Annotated in this window: 21 protein-coding genes; 2 read left to right on the forward strand and 19 right to left on the reverse strand. The window is 72.1% G+C overall.

Going from position 1 to position 18,237, the window contains the following annotated elements; translation table 11 throughout:
- Positions 1 to 208 precede the first annotated feature (208 nt).
- Positions 209 to 583 (forward strand): M23 family metallopeptidase, encoded by a 375-nt coding sequence (locus NQU55_RS02445; RefSeq protein ID WP_308402194.1) that lies wholly within the window; start codon positions 209 to 211, stop codon positions 581 to 583.
- Here the strand turns inward: NQU55_RS02445 and NQU55_RS02450 are convergent.
- From NQU55_RS02450 to proS, 18 genes are all read right to left on the reverse strand, one after another.
- Positions 573 to 1,112 carry a TetR/AcrR family transcriptional regulator gene (locus tag NQU55_RS02450; protein ID WP_168090869.1) on the reverse strand — a complete coding sequence of 180 codons (540 nt, stop codon included), beginning with the start codon at positions 1,110 to 1,112 and terminating at the stop codon, positions 573 to 575. The genes NQU55_RS02445 and NQU55_RS02450 overlap by 11 nt on opposite strands.
- 220 nt (positions 1,113 to 1,332) lie before the next feature.
- On the reverse strand, positions 1,333 to 2,169 hold the full coding sequence (gene whiG, locus NQU55_RS02455; RefSeq protein ID WP_058046485.1) for an RNA polymerase sigma factor WhiG: 837 nt from the start codon (positions 2,167 to 2,169) through the stop codon (positions 1,333 to 1,335).
- Positions 2,170 to 2,405: 236 nt separating this feature from the next.
- Positions 2,406 to 3,587 carry a DNA-processing protein DprA gene (gene dprA, locus NQU55_RS02460; RefSeq protein ID WP_168096084.1) on the reverse strand — a complete coding sequence of 394 codons (1,182 nt, stop codon included), beginning with the start codon at positions 3,585 to 3,587 and terminating at the stop codon, positions 2,406 to 2,408.
- Positions 3,584 to 5,191, reverse strand: coding sequence for a YifB family Mg chelatase-like AAA ATPase (locus NQU55_RS02465; protein ID WP_168096086.1), 1,608 nt, complete (start codon positions 5,189 to 5,191; stop codon positions 3,584 to 3,586). Before NQU55_RS02465 ends, dprA begins: the two co-directional genes overlap by 4 nt.
- On the reverse strand, positions 5,191 to 5,550 hold the full coding sequence (locus NQU55_RS02470) for a YraN family protein (RefSeq protein ID WP_058046482.1): 360 nt from the start codon (positions 5,548 to 5,550) through the stop codon (positions 5,191 to 5,193). Before NQU55_RS02470 ends, NQU55_RS02465 begins: the two co-directional genes overlap by 1 nt.
- A gap of 82 nt (positions 5,551 to 5,632) precedes the next feature.
- Positions 5,633 to 5,941, reverse strand: a complete 309-nt coding sequence (locus NQU55_RS02475; protein WP_009714730.1) for a DUF2469 domain-containing protein — start codon at positions 5,939 to 5,941, stop codon at positions 5,633 to 5,635.
- A gap of 39 nt (positions 5,942 to 5,980) precedes the next feature.
- On the reverse strand, positions 5,981 to 6,514 hold the full coding sequence (locus NQU55_RS02480) for an NUDIX hydrolase (RefSeq protein WP_256789537.1): 534 nt from the start codon (positions 6,512 to 6,514) through the stop codon (positions 5,981 to 5,983).
- Complete coding sequence (lepB, locus tag NQU55_RS02485) at positions 6,507 to 7,250, reverse strand: signal peptidase I (RefSeq protein ID WP_168096158.1); 744 nt, start codon at positions 7,248 to 7,250, stop codon at positions 6,507 to 6,509. Before lepB (NQU55_RS02485) ends, NQU55_RS02480 begins: the two co-directional genes overlap by 8 nt.
- 112 nt (positions 7,251 to 7,362) lie before the next feature.
- On the reverse strand, positions 7,363 to 8,367 hold the full coding sequence (lepB, locus tag NQU55_RS02490) for a signal peptidase I (protein WP_168096162.1): 1,005 nt from the start codon (positions 8,365 to 8,367) through the stop codon (positions 7,363 to 7,365).
- Entirely contained in the window at positions 8,309 to 9,343 is a 1,035-nt protein-coding gene (gene lepB / locus NQU55_RS02495) for a signal peptidase I (protein ID WP_168096159.1), read from the reverse strand. The genes lepB (NQU55_RS02490) and lepB (NQU55_RS02495) overlap by 59 nt, the downstream gene beginning before the upstream one ends.
- Positions 9,336 to 10,181 (reverse strand): signal peptidase I, encoded by an 846-nt coding sequence (gene lepB, locus NQU55_RS02500; RefSeq protein ID WP_168096160.1) that lies wholly within the window; start codon positions 10,179 to 10,181, stop codon positions 9,336 to 9,338. Before lepB (NQU55_RS02500) ends, lepB (NQU55_RS02495) begins: the two co-directional genes overlap by 8 nt.
- Before the next feature lie 45 nt (positions 10,182 to 10,226).
- Complete coding sequence (rplS, locus tag NQU55_RS02505) at positions 10,227 to 10,577, reverse strand: 50S ribosomal protein L19 (protein WP_168096161.1); 351 nt, start codon at positions 10,575 to 10,577, stop codon at positions 10,227 to 10,229.
- 130 nt (positions 10,578 to 10,707) lie between these two features.
- Positions 10,708 to 11,517 (reverse strand): tRNA (guanosine(37)-N1)-methyltransferase TrmD, encoded by an 810-nt coding sequence (gene trmD, locus NQU55_RS02510; protein WP_256789539.1) that lies wholly within the window; start codon positions 11,515 to 11,517, stop codon positions 10,708 to 10,710.
- The gene (gene rimM, locus NQU55_RS02515; RefSeq protein ID WP_168096768.1) at positions 11,517 to 12,182 is read right to left on the reverse strand and encodes a ribosome maturation factor RimM; all 666 of its coding nucleotides are present in this window, start codon (positions 12,180 to 12,182) and stop codon (positions 11,517 to 11,519) included. The genes trmD and rimM overlap by 1 nt, the downstream gene beginning before the upstream one ends.
- Positions 12,183 to 12,266: 84 nt before the next feature.
- Positions 12,267 to 12,506, reverse strand: a complete 240-nt coding sequence (locus NQU55_RS02520) for an RNA-binding protein (RefSeq protein ID WP_020868149.1) — start codon at positions 12,504 to 12,506, stop codon at positions 12,267 to 12,269.
- 2 nt (positions 12,507 to 12,508) lie between these two features.
- Entirely contained in the window at positions 12,509 to 12,943 is a 435-nt protein-coding gene (rpsP, locus tag NQU55_RS02525; RefSeq protein WP_030369333.1) for a 30S ribosomal protein S16, read from the reverse strand.
- A gap of 155 nt (positions 12,944 to 13,098) precedes the next feature.
- The gene (locus tag NQU55_RS02530; RefSeq protein WP_058046476.1) at positions 13,099 to 13,689 is read right to left on the reverse strand and encodes a hypothetical protein; all 591 of its coding nucleotides are present in this window, start codon (positions 13,687 to 13,689) and stop codon (positions 13,099 to 13,101) included.
- A 311-nt stretch (positions 13,690 to 14,000) separates the two neighbouring features.
- The gene (gene proS / locus NQU55_RS02535) at positions 14,001 to 15,416 is read right to left on the reverse strand and encodes a proline--tRNA ligase (protein ID WP_168092846.1); all 1,416 of its coding nucleotides are present in this window, start codon (positions 15,414 to 15,416) and stop codon (positions 14,001 to 14,003) included.
- Between the two features lie 298 nt (positions 15,417 to 15,714).
- On the opposite strand from proS, the gene NQU55_RS02540 reads away from it, so the two are divergent.
- Positions 15,715 to 16,536 (forward strand): methyltransferase domain-containing protein, encoded by an 822-nt coding sequence (locus tag NQU55_RS02540; protein ID WP_206329308.1) that lies wholly within the window; start codon positions 15,715 to 15,717, stop codon positions 16,534 to 16,536.
- Between the two features lie 125 nt (positions 16,537 to 16,661).
- On the opposite strand, the gene ffh is transcribed toward NQU55_RS02540, so the two are convergent.
- Positions 16,662 to 18,200: a signal recognition particle protein gene (ffh, locus tag NQU55_RS02545; protein ID WP_168092845.1), complete on the reverse strand. Its 1,539-nt coding sequence runs from the start codon at positions 18,198 to 18,200 to the stop codon at positions 16,662 to 16,664.
- Positions 18,201 to 18,237 lie beyond the last annotated feature (37 nt).

Genomic DNA, 18,237 nt, shown 5'->3' on the forward strand with positions numbered 1-18,237 from the left:
GCCCCCGGCATCCACGGCCGCCGACCCCGAGCCGCCGGAACCTCCCGGGGTTCCCGGGCGGCGCGGACCATCCAAACCGTCCGGGCCGACGGGCGGCACGGGGCAGGGTGAGCGGGCCTGGCCCGTCAGCGGGTCGCGAGGAGGCCGGCCCCTGCTCGTACGGGCCTGGCGGCCGCCGCCTGTGCCCTGGGCGGCCGGGCACCGCGGGGTGGATCTCGTCGCCCGCGCCGGTCAGCCGGTACGGGCCGCCGCGCCCGGCACCGTCTCCTTCGCGGGCACCGTCGCGGGGCGCGGCGTGGTGTCGGTGCAGCACCCGGGTACGGGCGAGCCGCCGCTGCGGACCACGTACGAACCGGTGCAGGCGGTGGTGAAGGAAGGGGACCAAGTGGCGGCGGGGCAGGTGATCGGCACGCTGCAAGCGGGCCCGTTCCACTGCTCCGGCGGCTGCCTCCACTGGGGGCTGCTCCGCGGCCGCGTCTACCTCGACCCCTTGTCCCTGCTGCCGCCGTGGATGCTGCGCAGACCGCTGTCCCGGCTGCTGCCGCTGTCGGGCGGACCGGGCGCGGCGGTGGTCAGCCCCTGACGCCGCGCAGCGCCATGGACACGGCGGCCTCGATGATGCTGCCGGGCTCCTCGGCGGCGCCCAGCTCGATCCGGCGCACGGCGGCGTCGACCACGCCCTGCAGCAGCATGGCGGCCAGGCGCGGCTGCTCGTGGCCGAGGGCGACGAGCGCCTCCACGACCATGGCGATGAGCCCGCCGTGGGCAGCCCGGATCTTCTCGCGTGCGCCCGCGTCCAGCTCACCGGCGGAGATCGCGACCACGGCGCGGTGGCGGCGGTCGCCGACCAGGGCCAGCTGCCGGCGCACATACGCCTCGATCTTCGCCTCGGGCGTGTCCGCGCCCTCCATGGCGGCTTCGACCTCCGCCGCCCAGACGGGGAAGTCGACCGCACAGAGCTCTTCGACCACGGCTGCCCGCGAGCGGAAGTACTCGTAGACCGAGGAGCGCGCCAGACCGGTGCGCTCGGCAAGGGCGGGGAACGTCAACGCCTCCGTGCCGCCCTCGGACAGCAGGGAGCGGGCGGCGTCCAGCAGGGCGCCGCGCTGCATCGTCCGGTGCTCGGCCACCGAGGCCGCTCGAATCCTGGGCACGTCCCCACTTTACGGATTGCCGGGGGCCGGGACGACGCCGAGGGAGGATTCGCGCCCCTTGCCGGCCCGTCAGGCCCTACCGCCCGCCGCCCCCGAGCCTCCTCGCAGGACCCCCTGCCGCCCTCCCGGCCCCTTGCCGGCCTCACCGAGCCCCTCACCGAGGCCCTCGCCGCCACCGTCAGCGGCCGACGTCCGCCAGCTTCGCCCTCAGCTGGAGCACCGACTTCGTGTGGATCTGGCTGACCCTGCTCTCCGTGACGCCGAGCACATGCCCGATCTCGGCGAGGGTGAGGCCCTCGTAGTAGTAGAGGGTGACCACGGTCTTCTCGCGCTCGGGGAGGGTGTTGATCGCGCGGGCGAGGAGACGGCGCAGCTCGCGGTCCTCGGCGACCTCGACGGGGTCGTCGGCGGCGGTGTCCTCGAGGGTGTCCATCAGGCTCAGCCGCTCGCCGCCTTCGGCGCCGGCGTGCAGGAGGTCCTCCAGGGCGACCACGTTGGTCAGCGACAACTGGCTGAAAACACCGTGCAGTTCCTCGATGGCGATGCCCATCTCGGCCGCGACCTCGGCCTCCGAGGGCGTGCGCCGCAGCTCGGCCTCCAGCGTGGCGTACGCGCGCTCGACCGCGCGCGCCTTCTGCCGGACGGAGCGCGGGATCCAGTCGAGCGCACGCAGCTCGTCGATCATCGCGCCGCGGATCCGGGTGATGGCGTACGTCTCGAACTTGATCTCCCGGGCCGGGTCGAACTTCTCGATGGCGTCGATGAGTCCGAAGATCCCCGAGGAGACGAAGTCGGCCTGCTCGACGTTGGGCGGCAGGCCGACGCTGACGCGCCCCGCCACGTACTTCACCAGGGGCGAGTAGTGGAGGATCAGCTGCTCCCGCAGCCGGTCGTCGCCCGAGGCCTTGTACGACCGCCACAGCTCATCGAGCGTCGAGGGTGCGGGAGGGCGCTCGGGGCCGCGCGCCGCGGGCGGCACCGCCGCGCGGTCCGAACCGGAGGTGTGCTGGGGCATTCGTCGTCTTGAGCCGTTCTGCTGTGACGTGGATCGAGTGGTACGAATGGCTGGAATCCCGTGAGCGTAGCGTGACTGCTGCGTTGCGGTATGCGATGAGTCCTCTTCGTCGGTGTGCGGATACGTTCCCCTGCCGGAAGCGCCGGCATGCGGCGCCGGGGGCCGGCGTCCGTACGGGCCTCGCCGTATCGGCGGCCGCGGTCGTCCCCTTAACCTTTTCACCCGATCGCCCCAGGTCAAGAACCGCCTCGCCGCGCGGACGGGCGCCGTCCGGGGGGCTTGGAGGTGCCGGATGTTGACGGTGGGGCGGCCAACTGCCAGTGATCACCGCGGCGTTCCACGAAGCCGAGGGACTGCAGCTCGTACAGCCTGGCAAGCGTCTGATCCCTGCTCAGGCCCGCGTTTCGCGCGATGAGCTCCCCGTCCCCGCCGCCTCCGCCGGGCACGGCCTCCAGCACCACGGCCGCCGCCGGGGCCAGCAGGTCGCGTGCGACGACGGGGCCGCGCCGCTCGGGGGCGAGGTCCCCGATCCCGCCGACCAGCTCGGCGACCTCGTCCGCGTCGGTGACCAGCGCGGCGTCCTCGCGGAGCAGTTCGTGCACGCCCGCCGACAGGCCCGACGTCACCGGGCCGGGCACGCCCATCGTCTGGCGGCCCAGCAGCCGCGCGCGGCGGGCCGTCACCAGTGAGCCGCTGCGGTACTCCGCCTCCACGACCACGGTCCCCCTCGTCAATGCGGCGATGACGCGGTTGCGCAGGACGAAGCGGCTGCGGGTGGGGTGCCCGCCCGGGGGCAACTCGGCGAGCACCAGGCCACGTTCCACGATCCGGTCGATGAGATCCGCATGGCCCCGCGGGTAGGGCACGTCGACCCCGCAGGCGAGCACGGCGACGGTCGCCCCGCCCGCCGCAAGCGCTCCCCTGTGAGCGGCACCGTCGACGCCGTACGCGGCGCCGGAGACGACGACCCAGCCGCGGCGCGCCAGTCCGGCGCCGAGGAGGGAGGCGACGTGCGAGCCGTAGTCGGTGCAGGCGCGCGCGCCGACCACGGCGACGGAGCGCAGCGCCCACAGCCGCAGGTCGGCCCCGCCGCGCACCCAGAGGCCGAGCGGCCGGGCGTCACCGAGGTCGTCCAATTGCCGGGGCCATTCCCGGTCTCCCGGGCAGAGGAAGCGGCCGCCCAGCCGGGCGACGGCCTCAAGGTCGCGGTGGGGGTCGAGGGCGGCGGCACGCTCCCGGCACCCCGCGAGCCGCTCGCGGCCGGCTCCCCGCGGCGCCGGGCCCGCCCCCGTGAGCCCTCGCACCACCCCCACTGCGCCCATCTCCCTGATCCACCGCCCCACGCGCTCGTCCCCGGGCTCGGTCAGGCGGGTGAGGGCGGCGCGGGCCAGCCGGTCCTCGGGAGCGGGGCCCGTCACGGACGGCCTCCGGCCACGACCGCGCCGCGGTGGACGCCCGTACGCAGTTCGAGCGCGCAGTTGACGTCTGAAGCGTCGGGGAGGTCGTGGCCGGCGAGGTCCGCAACCGTCCACGCGACGCGCAGCACGCGGTCGAGGCCACGTGCCGTCAGCATGCCCCGTTCCATGTCGCGTTCGGCCTCGTCGAGGGCGCCGGGGGCGACGCGCCAGCGCGTCCGCAGTTCGTGGCCGGGGACCTCGCTGTTGGTCTGCCAGGGCATGTCCGCGAGGCGGGCCGCGGCCCGTTCCCGGGCGGCGCGCACCCTGTCGGCCACCTCGGCGGTCGTCTCCGCCGTCGGCCCCGGTCCCGTCAGCTCGGAACGGGCCACCGCTTCGACCGTCACCCGCAGGTCGACCCGGTCCAAAAGGGGGCCTGACAGGCGCGCACGGTAGCGCCTGACGGCCTGTGGAGTGCAGTCGCAGCCCTCCCCCAGCATGCCGTGCCGTCCGCACGGGCAGGGGTTGGCGGCCAGGACGAGGAGGAACCGGGCGGGCAGCCGCAGGACGCCGCCGGAGCGGGCCACGATGACGTGACCCGACTCCAGCGGCTGCCTCAGGGCGTCCAGCACCCGCCCGGAGAACTCGGGCGCCTCGTCCATGAAGAGCACGCCACGGTGAGCCAGGGAAACGGCTCCCGGGCGCGGCAGCCCGCTGCCACCGCCGACGAGCGAGGGCATGGAGGCCGAGTGGTGCGGAGCGCAGTACGGGGCCCGGTCGAGGAGAGGCTGGCCCGCGGGAAGCGTGCCCGCTACGGAGTGCACCGCGGTGACCTCGAGGGACTCCTGGGGGGTGAGGGGCGGCAGGAGGCCGGGCAGCCGCTCCGCGAGCATGGTCTTGCCCGCTCCGGGCGGGCCCTGGAGGAGGAGGTGGTGCCGCCCGGCGGCGGCCACTTCGAGGGCCATCCGGGCCCTGGTCTGGCCCGCGACCTCGGCGAGGTCGGGCCGGCGCTCCCCGTGCACGACCCCCGTGCCCAGCCCCGCCCCGGGGACCGAGAGCCCGGCGAGCATCGGATCCGGGCCGCCCTCCTGCAGCGGCTCCTCCTCGGGCACCGGCTCGTCCGTCAGGACGGCGATGAGCTGGCGCAGGCTGCGGATGCCGAGGACCGAGACGCCGGGCACGAGGGACGCCTCGGCGGCCGTGCGCTCGGGGACGACCACCTGCCGGTAGCCCGCGTCGGCCGCGGCCAGCACCGCCGGGAGGATGCCCTGCACCGGGCGGACGCGGCCGTCGAGGCCGAGCTCCCCGATGAGGACCAGGTCGGCGATCTCCCGGGGGTCGAGCCGCTCCGAGGCGGCCAGGACGGCGCAGGCCACGGCCAGGTCGAAGCCGCTGCCGCCCTTGGGGACGGCCGCGGGGCTCAGACCCACGGTCAGCTTCTTCTGCGGCCATTCGGCGCCGGAATTCACTACGGCCGCGCGGACGCGGTCCTTGCTCTCCACGAGGCTCTTGTCGGGCAGGCCGACGAGGGTGAACGCGGCGACTCCCGGCTCCAGGTCGGCCTGGACCTCGACCACCACTCCCTCGACACCGACCAGCGCCACCGAGCACGTACGGGCGAAGCCCATCACGCCACCCCCTTGGCGTGCTCCACGGCGGGGGCTCCCCGGTCGGGGACGATCACGCCCACCAGGTCGATCCTGACGCCGCCAGCGGGCGGTCCGCCGTGCCGCGCCAGCCAGCGCTCGGCGAGCCGGCGCAGCCGGTCGGCCTTCGCCGGGGTGACGGCGGCCATCGGGTGTTCGTAGGCACCGGTGCGGCGGGTCTTGACCTCGCACACCACCAGGGTGTCGGCCTCCATGGCCACGATGTCGATCTCGCCCTCGCGGCATCTCCAGTTCCGTTCGAGGACGACGATGCCGGCCTGGGCCAGCCGGCGGACGGCGAGATTCTCGCCGTAGCGACCGAGTGCTTCTCGGGCGTTCACGGGCACCACCTCCGGCGCCCACCGTGCCGCCGGCCCCCGGAAATGTTGGATCTTGGTGGATTACCCGTCGGTTGTGGAGAACTCAGCCACCCGGAAGGTCGAGGTCGCTCTTGTTGAGCTCCTCGATGTTCACGTCCTTGAACGTGAGCACCCGCACCTGTTTCACGAACCGGGCCGGCCGGTACATGTCCCAGACCCAGGCGTCGGCCATCGACACCTCGAAGAAGACCTCGCCCTGGACGGAGTGCACCTGCATCTCGTAGTCGTTGGTGAGGTAGAAACGACGCTCGGTCTCGATCACGTATTTGAACAGACCGACGACATCGCGGTACTCCCGGTAGAGCTTCAGCTCCATCTCGGTCTCGTACTTCTCGAGGTCCTCGGCGCTCATGGCATGTTCCCCTTCAGCCGTGCGTCCCCCCATTGTGCGTCAGGCGCGCTCCGTCTCCAGGAGCACCGGCGTACGCGGGGGTCCCTCGTCGAGCAGCGTACGCAGCAGCCCGGCGAGCCTGGTCGGATACACCGTCTCACGGGTCGCGAGAAGTTCCTCGCAGGTCCACCAGCGCAGCCCCGTGACGCTGCGCCGCTCCAGTTCCGTCCCCCCGCCGGTCCACTTCCCGGGCTGCGCGGTGCGGGCCAGGAAGTAGCGCTCGTCCTGGTCCCAGCGGCGGCCGTCGAAGGGAAAGGAGCAGGTGCGGCACCACAGGACGGGGCCGAGGTCGATCTCTGTGATCCCGGTCTCCTCGGCCAGCTCCCTGCGCGCCGCCTGTTCCCAGCTCTCGGCGCCCTCCAGGCCGCCGCCCGGGGTGAACCACCAGGTCGTCGTGGGGTCGCCCGGTTCGTAGCCGTGCATCAGCAGGATGCGGTCGTCCGGGTCGAGCAGGACGACCCGTGACGCCCTGCGCGGCTCTCCCGCTCCGGTGGGCACCTCCCCCGCCGTGCGGGCGGGCCCTTCCTCAGCCATGGGCGGGCACCTCCTCCCTGCACCTCGGCGTGACGAGGCGCGCCACGGGCCCGTACGCCGCGCCGCCCAGGATGAGCACCGCGCCGGCGACCACGGCCGCCAGCACCAGGGGCAGCGGGCCGGGCTGCGAGGTGCCTCCCGGGAGGGCGGCGAAGGACTCGGGTCTGTCCATCATGCCCCAGCCGCCCACGGGCCAGGCAGTGGCGTCCACGCGGGCCTTCACGGCACCACGCGGCACGGTGCCGTGGGAGGCGTCGGTGAGGTGGCCTCGGGAGTCCACGGAGTCGTTGCGGTGGTCGCCGAGCAGGAAGAGCTGCCCCTCGGGAACGGTGGCGGAGAAGGTGGTGGGCGACGCCGGGCCACTGGCCCGCAGATACGGTTCCTCGATCGGTTTGCCGTCGACCGTGACGCGCCCTTGCCCGTCGCAGCAGGCCACGGTGTCGCCGCCTGTGCCGACGACCCGCTTGACCATCGGAGAGTCGCCCCAGACCTTGTCCTTGAAGACGACGATGTCCCCGCGCCGCACGTCGCCGCCGCCGATGCGCTGGGCGAGGACCCGGTCGCCCCGTCCGATGGTCGGCGCCATGGAGTCGGTGGGGACGGTGTAGGGCTGGTAGAGCAGGGCGCCCCAGACGAAGCCGCCGAGGAAGAGCACACAGCCGACGGCCACGGCCAGCCCGGACAACATCCTGCCCGCGCGGCCGTGGCCGTCGTCCGTACGTCCCGCTGCGCTCATCCCAGTGCTCCCGCCCCGCGTAGAAGATCGGACTCCGCATGCCCAGGGGCACGGGAACCGCACACTACCGGGCGGTATGCGGGCGAGTCAGCCCTTCGGGAGGCTCTGCCGGTCAGTCCCTGGGGGCGCTCCGGAAGGTGAGCCCCTCGGTGCCGCTCCGTGCGGTGAGCTTGCGCCGGCGCCACAGGACGAGCGGCACCGCTCCGGCGAGCCCGAGCGCGGAGGGCGCGGCCGCGGCGGCGGCGTTCAGCCCCGGCTGGTCGAAGGTGCCGGGAACGCCGAGGAAGGACCAGCGGTTGATCGGCCAGGCGACCACGAAGGCGCGGCCCACGACCTCGGGCACCGGGACGAAGCCGTGGTCCTGGTTCGGGTGGTAGCGCGAGTCCAGGGAGTTCTGGCGGTGGTCGCCCATCACCCAGAGCTTGCCCTTGGGCACCTTGATCGGTCCGAAGGGCTGGTCGTCGCACGGGGTGTTGTCGGGGAAGAGGTAGTCCTTCTCCGACAGCGCCTTGCCGTTGACCTTGACCGGGCCGCCCTTCTGGCACTCCACGGTGTCCCCGCCGACCGCGATGACCCGCTTGATGAGGTCCTTCTCCTCGGCCGAGGGCATGAGGCCGATGAAGCTGAGAACCTTCTGCACGCCGCCGCCCAGCGGGCCGGGCTGGGGCGTCTGGGCCTCGTCCCCGAGCCAGTTGTCCGGGTCGTGGAAGACCACGACCTCACCGCGCTCGGGCTCGGCGCCGAACCACGGGGTGAGCTTGTCCACCAGCACGCGGTCACCGCGCTGGAGGGTGTTCTGCATGGAATCCGACGGGATCGAGAACGCCTGTACCAGGAACGTCTTGATCAGCAGGGCGAGGACCAGGGCAATGCCGATCAGTATCGGCAGCTCTTTCCAGAAGGACCGCTGCTTCTTGGGGGCCGCACTGCGCGGGCCCTCTCCGTCCGCTTCCGGCTCCGGGCTCACGTCTTCGCCGTCCGTCCGCGCCGGCCCGCCCGCAGCCTCCTGGGATGCCTGGGACATGGCCTCCGCCGGCACGCCCGCCCCTGGCGACCCGTCAGCCTCCCCGGGCCGCTTCTCGGGCTCTTCGTGACCGGACCGTGCGCCGACCGCCAAGTCCCCCACATCCACTCCTCTCGCTCCGCTCTCCACGCTGCGGGCCGCCGTACACACGACGCAGGCCCACCACTCCCATAACGAGCGGGAGTTCCGCAGGGGTCGGGAGCTGGATCAATCCTTGCTGATCCATGAAGGACACACTATGCGCCGGACCGCGTGCTCGCGCCTCCGCCGGCGGCGCGTCATGGACCATTGCGAAAGTGTCTCTTTCGGACAGCTGTCGCCAGTGGCCCAGTGGCCACGCGATCACGACCGCACGGCCGACGACCAGCTCCTGCGGCACGGTGCCCTGTCCGGGATCGTCCAGGTGGAAGCGGGAATCAGCCGAGTTGGAGCGGTGGTCGCCCATCACGAAGTAGCGGCCCTGAGGCACTCGCACCGTGAAGTCGAGCTTCGAGGGTGCGTTGTCGGGGTGCAGGTAGGGCTCGTCGAGCGGCGTTCCGTTGACCGTGATTTTGCCGTTCGTGTCGCAGCACTTGACCGTGTCACCGCCGACGCCGATCACACGCTTGATCAGATCCTGCTCGTTCGCGGACGGAAGCAGGCCGATGAAAGTCAGCAGTTGTTTGGCTTGTTTGACGCCCACCGGGTCCGGCCCGGTCTTCAGCTGCTCCCCGTCCAGCCAGCCGCCGGGGTCCCGGAAGACGATGACGTCACCGCGCTGGGGCCGGGAGCCGAACCAGGGGGTCAGCTTGTCCACCAGGACGCGGTCGCCGATCCGGATGGTCTGCTCCATGGAGCCGGAGGGGATGACGAAGGCCTGCACCAGGAACGTCTTGAACACCAGGGCGATCAGGAGCGCGACCGCTATGAGGATCGGCACCTCTTTGACCGCGGAGCGGCGCCGGCGCCGTTTGACCCGGCGCGCCGCCTTCCGCCGCGCGGCGCGGCCGCCCGTGGCCGGGCCCGCTCCCAGTGCTCCCGCATCCGCCGGACCCGCGGGGCCCGGCAGCGTACGTCCCCTGCTACCCACCCGGCCTCCCGCTCCGTCCGGCGGGCCTTCCCATGTGCCCGGCGGAGGCGTCGGCTTCCGGCACGCGCGCGTAGACGTCGGGACGCTTGAGTTCGGTCATCCGCCCGAACGGCCAGCCGATCCAGTCGGCCCGCCCGACGACCCTGCTCTCCGGCACCATGCCGCCGCCGGGCTCCCCCAGGTGGTCACGGGAGTCGCGGGAGTCGCCCCGGTGGTCGCCCATCACCCACAGCTTGCCCTCGGGGACCACGACGTCGAAGGGCACGCGTGAAGGGGCGTCGCCCGGGTAGAGGAAGCCCTCGTCCACCGGGTGGCCGTTGATCTGCAACCGGCCGCGCGCGTCGCAGCAGGTGATCCTGTCGCCCCCGACGCCCACCACGCGCTTGATGTAGACGGTCGCCGCGGGCCCCATGAGGCCGACGGACGAGGCCCCCTTGCGGATCAGCGCCGCCGCCGGGTTCTCCGCCGGCACGTCCTGGAGGAAGGAGTCGGTGCCGTCGAAGACCACCACGTCGCCCCGCTCCGGCTTGCCGCCGAAGCTGTAGGCGAGCTTGTTGACGAGCACCCGGTCGCCCACCCGGAGCGTGTTCTCCATCGAGCCGCTGGGGATCAGGAAGGGCTGCACCACGTAGCTGCTGAGCAGCAGCAGGAAGACCAGGCAGAGCGTCAGCAACACGCCCGCACGGCGCAGCGGGCCACCGCCTCGCAGCCACGCCCGGGCGGCCTTGGCCCAGGCGGCCGGGGAGGCGGGAAAACGCGAGGAGCGCGACCCCTGCTCCGCGCCCTCTGCGGGGCGGGGAGAGCGGTCGCGCTCCGAAAGCTGTACGTCGGTGTCCATCGAGCCGAAAGCCTATCCGGCCAGGCGCGGACGCCGGACGGAAGCTCAGTTGTCGCGCTTCTCCTTGATCTTCGCGGCCTTGCCGCGGAGCTCACGGAGGTAGTACAGCTTGGCGCGACGGACGTCACCGCGGGTGACGAGCTCGACCTTCTCGAAGATCGGGCTGTGCACCGGGAAGGTGCGCTCGACGCCGACGGAGAACGAGACCTTGCGGACCGTGAAGGTCTCGCTGACGCCCGCGCCCTGGCGGCGGATGACGACACCCTTGAACTGCTGGATGCGGGAGCGGTTGCCCTCGATGACGCGGACGTGGACGTTCACGGTGTCGCCGGGGCGGAAGGCCGGGACGTCGGTGCGCAGCGACGCGGCGTTGACGTTGTCGAGCAGGGAGGACATGTTCGTCTGCTTCCTCGCCGATGCCACAGGTCATCAGCGGAATTCGTACCGAAGTGGGGATGGTGCCGGAACACCGGGCGAGCGTCGTTCCCCCTGTGGCAGGGGCGCACGCCGGGCGCAAGGCAACGGCTTATTCTTCCACGTCCGGGGCCACTCGCCCAAATCGGCCGTCGGGGCCGGGGCCCCAGCCCAGGATCGAGAGGATCTCGCGGTCCTTCTTGTCGAAGGCGGCGGGGTCCGCGCGCTCGATCAGATCGGGGCGGTTGCGCACCGTGCGCCGGAACGCCTCGTCGCGGCGCCACCGGGCGATCTTGCCGTGGTGGCCGCTGAGCAGGACGTCGGGGATGCCTCGGCCGCGCCACTCCGGGGGCTTGGTGTAGACAGGGCCCTCGAGGAGGTCGGCCATGGCGCCCGGGGCGAAGGAGTCGTCGCGGTGCGACTCGGCGTTGCCGAGCACGCCGGGGAGCAGCCGGGCGACGGCCTCGACCATCACGAGGACGGGGGCCTCGCCGCCGGCCAGCACGTAGTCGCCGATGGACACCTCACGGACGTCGAGGCGGTCGCCGTACTCCTCGATGACGCGGCGGTCGATGCCCTCGTAGCGGGCGGGGGTGAAGACCAGCCACGGCTTCTCGGAGAGCTCGACCGCGAGCTCCTGGGTGAAGGGCCGGCCGCTGGGCGTCGGGACGACGATCACGGGCCGCCCCTCGCCCGACTCGATGATCGAGTCGAGGGCCTCGCCCCAGGGCTCCGGCTTCATGACCATGCCGGGGCCGCCGCCGTACGGGGTGTCGTCGACGGTGTTGTGCTTGTCGTGCGCCCACGCGCGCAGGTCGTGCACGCGGACGTCGAGCTGGCCCCGTGCCCGCGCCTTGCCGACGAGCGAGACGTTCAGCGGCTCGAGGTACTCGGGGAAGATCGTGACGACGTCGAGGCGCATCAGGCGTCGCCCCGCTCGGAGCCGCTCTCGCTGCCCTTCTCGCCGCCGTTCACGGAGCCGTCCGGGGAACCTGCCGGGGAGCCCTGTCCCGCCTCATGCTCCGCCTCGGGCCCTGCCTCATGCCCCGCCTCACGCGAGGAAGCGATCTCCGCCTCGTCGGTGTCGATCAGGCCGCGCGGCGGGTCGATGACGGCGCGCTGCTCGTCGAGGTCGATCTCCGTGACGATCTCGGAGACGAAGGGGATCATCACCTCGGCCCCGTCGGGCCGCTCCACGATGAAGAGGTCCTGCGAGGGCAGGTGGGAGATCTCGGCGATCCGGCCGATGACGGTGCCGTCGACCGTGACGACCTCCAGGTCCATCAGCTGGTGGTCGTAGAACTCCTCCGGGTCCTCCGGAGTCTCTTCCGGGTCCACCTCGGCGATGAGGAGGGTGTTACGGAGCGCCTCCGCGGCAGTGCGGTCGCCCACGCCCGCGAAGCGCAGCAGGAGCCGCCCGCTGTGCACGCGGCCGGACTCGATGGTCAGCGGCCCCGCGGCGGCGGGGTCCGTGGCCAGGACGGCGCCGGGGCCGAGCCGGAGCTCGGGCTCGTCCGTGCGCACCTCAACCGTGACCTCGCCCCGGATGCCGTGGGCGCGGCCGATCCTGCCGACTACGAGCTGCATGTTTCCTTCTCTGCTCTCCGTACGCGACAACGGGCCGGGAAGGGCCCAAGCCCTTCCCGGCCCGTGCCGGTGCTCAACCGCTTCTCAGCGGACCTGATCCACGTCGACGAGGTCGACGCGGATGCCACGGCCGCCGATGGCGCCCACGACGGTGCGCAGGGCACGCGCGGTGCGGCCGTTGCGGCCGATCACCTTGCCGAGGTCGTCCGGGTGAACCCGGACCTCCAGCACGCGCCCACGGCGCAGGTTGCGCGAAGCGACCTGCACCTCGTCGGGGTTGTCGACGATGCCCTTCACGAGGTGCTCAAGGGCCTCCTCGAGCATCCTCAGGCCTCGGTCGACTCAGCGGACTCGGCCTCAGCGGCCTCGTCCTTCTTCTCCGACTTCTTCGCCTTCGGGGTGATGGCCTCACCCTTCGCCTCGCCCGCGGCGCTCACGACGGCGTCGAAGAGACCGCTGTGGTCCTTCTTCGGCTCGGCGACGAGCATCGGGGCCGGGGCCGGCAGGCCCTTGAACTTCTGCCAGTCGCCGGTGACCTTGAGGATGGCCATGACGGGCTCGGTCGGCTGCGCGCCGACACCCAGCCAGTACTGGACACGCTCGGAGTCGACCTCGATGCGCGAGGGGTTCTGCACCGGGTGGTACAGACCGATCTCCTCGATGGCCCGGCCGTCACGGCGGGTACGGGAGTCGGCGATGACGATGCGGTAGTGAGGCGAACGGATCTTGCCCAGACGCTTCAGCTTGATCTTGACTGCCACGGGAGTGGTGTCTCCTGGTCTTGACGTGGTTGGGCACAACGAGATGCCACGTGGGGTTGCGGTACTCGGATGCCCGATGGACGCGCCAGCCGGAGGAGAGAGGGGTCCTATGCGACTGTCGAGTACAGCGTCCCATTGTGCCACACCCCTCCAGGTCAGCCGACCGTGACCGCCTCCGGAATCCGGAAGGGCTGCCCGCAGCCGCCGCACATGATCGGCGCCTGGGCCAGCACGGAGGGCACGACCCGCACGTTCCGGCCGCAGTCGCACACCGCCTTGACCCGCACCCCGCCGCCGGACGAGCCGTGCCGCGCCGCCGGCCCGCGGAACGTCCGCGAGGTGTCGGCAGTGGTGGCGACCGTGTGCGCCTTGAGGGCGCGCTGCAGTCTGTCGATGGTGGGGCGGTAGCGCTTGCGCGCCTCCGGGTTGAGCACGACCAGGGAGAAGCCGCTGCTGGGATGCGGATCCTCGCTGTGGTCGAGTCCGAGCTCCTCGGCGATCGCCAGGAACCGGCGATTGTGGTAGCGGCCTGCGCGGGAGGTGTCACGGACACCGCGGGCGGCCGCGATGCCGTGCACTGCCTCGTGCAGCAGCCGTTCGAAGGAGAGCTCGGCGCCGCATGCGGACGACGACTCCCCGATCAGCGATTCGGGCGCGGCTAGATCCGGCAGCTCGGGGTGGTGCCGCTGAATGTCGGCCCACGCCTGCGCCAGCTCTGCGGCGAGAACAGGTGGTGTCGTGCTCACGTCGTGACAACGAGCCGGGACCGCCCGGTGTTCCGATACCGGGCCATCCCAAATAATTTGCACGTACCAGTCAGTTTCATGCTCATGCGTCGCGACGAGGGCGGGTGCGCAGATCTACGGAGAAGCCGCGCACCCGTTCGCAACCCGGGACGTACTGACTCATCAGTAAGCGCGCACCGGGGGGCGTGCGCCCCTACAAACAAACAGCGGGGCGCCCGAAGGCGCCCCGCGGAGCGTGAACGACGGCGGCACCGCGGCAGGGCTCGCCGCCCCCGCGGTGCCGCACGGGGCCGGGGCCCCGGGTGCGTCGCCTAGTAGGCGCGCGCCACGATCGCGATCGTGCCCGGGGCGTCGTCCGCCTCCGGCACCGAGCCGTCCTCGGCCACCAGGCAGCGGACGGACACGGCCTGCTCGGCCAGCTTGGCCTCGCCCTCCGGGCCCAGGTCGGCCCAGCGGATCCGCGCCCAGCCGCCGGCCACGGCGGCCTCGGCGGCCTCCTCGATCGTCGTCACGTCGGTCGTACGGGCCTCACGACGCTCGCGCGACTGGCTCAGCAGCAGCGCCTGGTCCTCCTCGAGGACCTTCGGCAGCAGCCCGACGAGCTCGTCGAGACGGACCGGCTCCTTGCCGCCCGGGATGCGGCGGGCCAGCATCGCGGTGCCGTTCTCCAGGTCGCGCGGGCCGACCTCGATGCGCACCGGAACGCCCTTGAGCTCCCAGTCCACGGCGCGGCGGCCGAACGGCGTGTCGGTGCGGTCGTCGACCTGCACCCGGATCCCGGCGGCCTTCAGCTGGTCGCCGATCTCGCGCACCTTGGCGATGACGGCGTCGTCGCCCTTGATCGCGAGGACGACGACCTGCACCGGCGCCAGGCGCGGCGGCACGCGCAGGCCGCTGTCGTCGCCGTGCGACATGATCAGACCGCCCACCATGCGGGTGGAGACGCCCCAGGACGTCTGCCACACCAGCTCCTGCTGACCGTCCTTGGACAGGTACGAGGTGTTGAAGGCCTTGGCGAAGTTCTGGCCCAGCTCGTGGCTGGTGCCCAGCTGCAGCGCCTTGCCGTCGCCCATCATGCCCTCGAGGGTGAGGGTGTTGATCGCGCCCGCGAAGCGCTCCTTGGCCGTCTTGCGGCCCAGGACGACGTCGATGCCCAGGACGTTGACCATGAAGTCGTAGTAGACGTCACGGTGGATGCGGGCGGCGTAGTCGCGCGCGTCCTCGTACGTGGCGTGCGCCGTGTGGCCCTCCTGCCAGAGGAACTCGCTCGTGCGCAGGAAGACGCGCGGGCGCATCTCCCAACGGACCACGTTGGCCCACTGGTTGATCAGCAGGGGCAGGTCGCGGTAGCTCTGCACCCACTTGGAGAAGTACTCGTTGATGATCGTCTCGGAGGTGGGCCGGACGACGACCGGCTCCTCCAGCTCCTTGCCGCCGCCGTGCGTGACGACCGCGAGCTCGGGGGCGAAGCCCTCGACGTGCTCGGCCTCGCGGGTCAGGTACGACTGCGGGATGAAGAGGGGGAAGTACGCGTTGGAGGCGCCCGCGTCCTTGATGCGCGCGTCCATCTCCTGCTGCATGCGCTCCCAGAGCCCGTACCCGTACGGTCGGATGACCATGGTGCCGCGCACCGGGCCGTTGTCGGCCAGCTCGGCCTTGTTGATCAAGTCCTGGTACCAGCGCGGGAAGTCGTCCGCCTGGGGGGTGAGAATGGGAGCCTTTGCCATGGTGCGAATGGTACGGGGCCGATCCGTCGGAGCGTGAATCCGCTCCTCCCCGCCCCGCCCCGCGCCCTTCGTACGCCGCCCCCGGCGTGTCCGCGCCCCCTTGCGGCGCCCGTGCGGATGCGCCCGGCACATGCCATCGTGGGCGTACGGGAACGTGCCGGCGCCTTCCACTGGACTCGGGAACGGATGCGCAGTTCCCTGGCACAAGGGGGTGCTTTCTCCAGCAGTGCGCACGGCAGTACACGGGGGGCGGTGGATCGGGCATGCACACGTCTCTCGGCGGATTGGGGCGCTTTCCATGACACCTACGCTCGTACGGCGGCACCGGCCGTCCTCTTCGTCGCCCGAGTCCCGGGCCCGCGACTGGGCGGAAATCCAGGAACGGATGCTGGTGCCGCTCTACGAAGCGGTGTACGAGCGCCTGGAGGTCGGCTCCGGCACCAGGCTGCTCAGCCTGGGCTGCGGCTCCGGCCTGGCCCTGCTCATGGCGGCGTCCCGCGGCGCCGCGGTCTCCGGCGTGGACCCGGACGGGCGCCGGCTCGCCCTCGCCCGCGAGCGGCTGCTGCCCGAGGGCGCCGGCGCCGCGCGCCTGGGGCACGGGGCACCCGAGAGCGTCATGGACGCCGGTTCCCCGCCCTTCAACCTCGTCACCGCCTTCGACCCGCTGTACTGCGCGGGCGGCAGCGCCCAGGGCATGGCCACGGCGCTGGCCCGGGCCGCCTCGTGCGCGGAGCGGGGCGCCCCCGTGGTGCTGGCGGGCTGGGGCCCCCAGGAGCGCTGTGCGGCGTCGGGGGCGCTTCGAGTCGCGGCCCGGCTCGCGGACCCCATGTGCGCGCCGGCGCGCTGGCGGCCGTGCGGCCGCGACGACCTGGAGAACCTGGCCCAGCAGGCCGGGCTGCAGCCGGACGGCTCGGGGCGGGTGGCGTGCCCCTACGGCTATGCCGACATGGGCAGCGCCGTGCGCGGCATGCTCTCCACCGGCGCCTTCGACGCGGCCGTCCGCGCCACCGACGAGGAGCAGGTCGTCAAGGAGCTCTCCGAGGCACTCCACCCCTATCTGCGCCGCGACGGCACGGTGTGGATGCCCAATGTCTTCCGCTATCTGATAGCCCGCGCCTAGCGCACCGCGCATGCGACAGCCCCCCGCGGCCTGCTCGGCCGCGGGGGGCTGTGACGTACTGCGGGGCGGGCACCGCGCGGGGGCTCCGCACGGGGCGCCGCACGAGGCCTTCCGGGACCGTTGGGTCAGCCCATGAACTTCTTGAACTCGTCCGGCAGTTCGAAGTCCTTCGCGTCCTGGCCCGCGGGCAGGCCCAGGGCGCCGCCCGCCTCGCGGCGCGCGGCCGCGGCCTGCTCCTCGGCCTTGCGCTTCATCGGGTTGCCGCTCTGGCGCTTGCCCTTGGCCTGCTTCTGCTGCTTCTTCTTGCGGCCGGCACCGCCGCCCATGCCCGGCAGACCCGGCATGCCCGGCATGCCGCCGCCCTGCGCCATGCGCGACATCATCTTGCGGGCGTCGAAGAACCGCTCGACCAGGTTCTTGACGGCGCTGACGTCCACGCCCGAACCCTTGGCGATGCGGGCCCGGCGCGAGCCGTTGATGATCGTCGGGTCCTGGCGCTCGGCCGGGGTCATCGACTTGATGATCGCGGCGGTGCGGTCGACGTCGCGCTCGTCCAGGTTGTTGATCTGGTCCTTGATCTGCCCCATGCCCGGCAGCATGCCGAGGAGCTTGCTGATGGAGCCCATCTTGCGGACCTGCTCCATCTGCGACAGGAAGTCGTCGAGCGTGAACTCCTTGGGGCCCTTCGCCAGCTTGGCCGCCATCTTCTCGGCCTCGTCCTGGCTGAAGGTCTGCTCGGCCTTCTCGATCAGGCTGAGCATGTCGCCCATGCCCAGGATGCGGGACGCCATGCGGTCCGGGTGGAACGCGTCGAAGTCGTCCAGCTTCTCGCCGTTGGAGGCGAACATGATCTGCTTGCCGGTCACGTGCGCGACCGACAGGGCGGCACCGCCGCGGGCGTCGCCGTCGAGCTTGGAGAGCACCACGCCGTCGAAGCCCACGCCGTCGCGGAAGGCCTCGGCGGTGTTGACCGCGTCCTGACCGATCATGGCGTCGACGACGAAGAGGGTCTCGTCCGGCGAGACCGCGTCGCGGATGTCGGCGGCCTGCTGCATCATCTCGGCGTCGATGCCGAGGCGGCCGGCGGTGTCGACGATGACGATGTCGTACTGCTTGGTGCGGGCGAACTCGATCGAGTCCTTGGCGACCTGGACGGGGTCGCCCACGCCGTTGCCCGGCTGCGGGGCGTACACGCCGACGCCGGCGCGCTCGGCGACGACGCTGAGCTGGTTCACGGCGTTGGGGCGCTGGAGGTCACAGGCGACGAGCAGCGGGCTGTGGCCCTGGGCCTTCAGCCAGCGGCCGAGCTTGCCGGCGAGCGTCGTCTTACCGGCACCCTGGAGACCGGCGAGCATGATGACGGTCGGCGCGGTCTTGGCGAAGCGCAGGCGCCGGGTCTCGCCGCCGAGGATGCCGATGAGCTCCTCGTTGACGATCTTGATGACCTGCTGGGCGGGGTTGAGGGCCTGCGAGACCTCGGCGCCGAGCGCCCGCTCCTTGACCTGCTTGATGAACGAACGGACGACGGGCAGGGCCACGTCCGCCTCGAGCAGGGCGATACGGATCTCGCGCGCGGTGGCGTCGATATCCGCCTCGGAGAGGCGGCCCTTGCCCCGGAGGTTCTTGAAAGTCGCTGCGAGGCGGTCGGAGAGGGTATCGAACACGGTGGTCGCGGATCCTTCTTGTTGAGTGTCAAGTCGG

Source organism: Streptomyces telluris (genome assembly GCF_024519335.1).
Classification (GTDB): Bacteria; Actinomycetota; Actinomycetes; order Streptomycetales; family Streptomycetaceae; genus Streptomyces; species Streptomyces telluris.

Excerpts from the sequence above, each read along its gene's own strand:
- NQU55_RS02450 (WP_168090869.1), bottom strand. The coding sequence starts at position 1,112 with ATGCAGCGCGGCGCCCTGCTGGACGCCGCCCGCTCCCTGCTGTCCGAG.
- whiG (WP_058046485.1), bottom strand. The coding sequence starts at position 2,169 with ATGCCCCAGCACACCTCCGGTTCGGACCGCGCGGCGGTGCCGCCCGCG.
- NQU55_RS02465 (WP_168096086.1), bottom strand. The coding sequence starts at position 5,191 with ATGGGCTTCGCCCGTACGTGCTCGGTGGCGCTGGTCGGTGTCGAGGGA.
- NQU55_RS02475 (WP_009714730.1), bottom strand. The coding sequence starts at position 5,941 with ATGAGCGCCGAGGACCTCGAGAAGTACGAGACCGAGATGGAGCTGAAG.
- NQU55_RS02480 (WP_256789537.1), bottom strand. The coding sequence starts at position 6,514 with ATGGCTGAGGAAGGGCCCGCCCGCACGGCGGGGGAGGTGCCCACCGGA.
- lepB (WP_168096158.1), bottom strand. The coding sequence starts at position 7,250 with ATGAGCGCAGCGGGACGTACGGACGACGGCCACGGCCGCGCGGGCAGG.
- lepB (WP_168096160.1), bottom strand. The coding sequence starts at position 10,181 with ATGGACACCGACGTACAGCTTTCGGAGCGCGACCGCTCTCCCCGCCCC.
- rplS (WP_168096161.1), bottom strand. The coding sequence starts at position 10,577 with ATGTCCTCCCTGCTCGACAACGTCAACGCCGCGTCGCTGCGCACCGAC.
- trmD (WP_256789539.1), bottom strand. The coding sequence starts at position 11,517 with ATGCGCCTCGACGTCGTCACGATCTTCCCCGAGTACCTCGAGCCGCTG.
- rimM (WP_168096768.1), bottom strand. The coding sequence starts at position 12,182 with ATGCAGCTCGTAGTCGGCAGGATCGGCCGCGCCCACGGCATCCGGGGC.
- NQU55_RS02520 (WP_020868149.1), bottom strand. The coding sequence starts at position 12,506 with ATGCTCGAGGAGGCCCTTGAGCACCTCGTGAAGGGCATCGTCGACAAC.
- proS (WP_168092846.1), bottom strand. The coding sequence starts at position 15,416 with ATGGCAAAGGCTCCCATTCTCACCCCCCAGGCGGACGACTTCCCGCGC.
- NQU55_RS02540 (WP_206329308.1), top strand. The coding sequence starts at position 15,715 with ATGACACCTACGCTCGTACGGCGGCACCGGCCGTCCTCTTCGTCGCCC.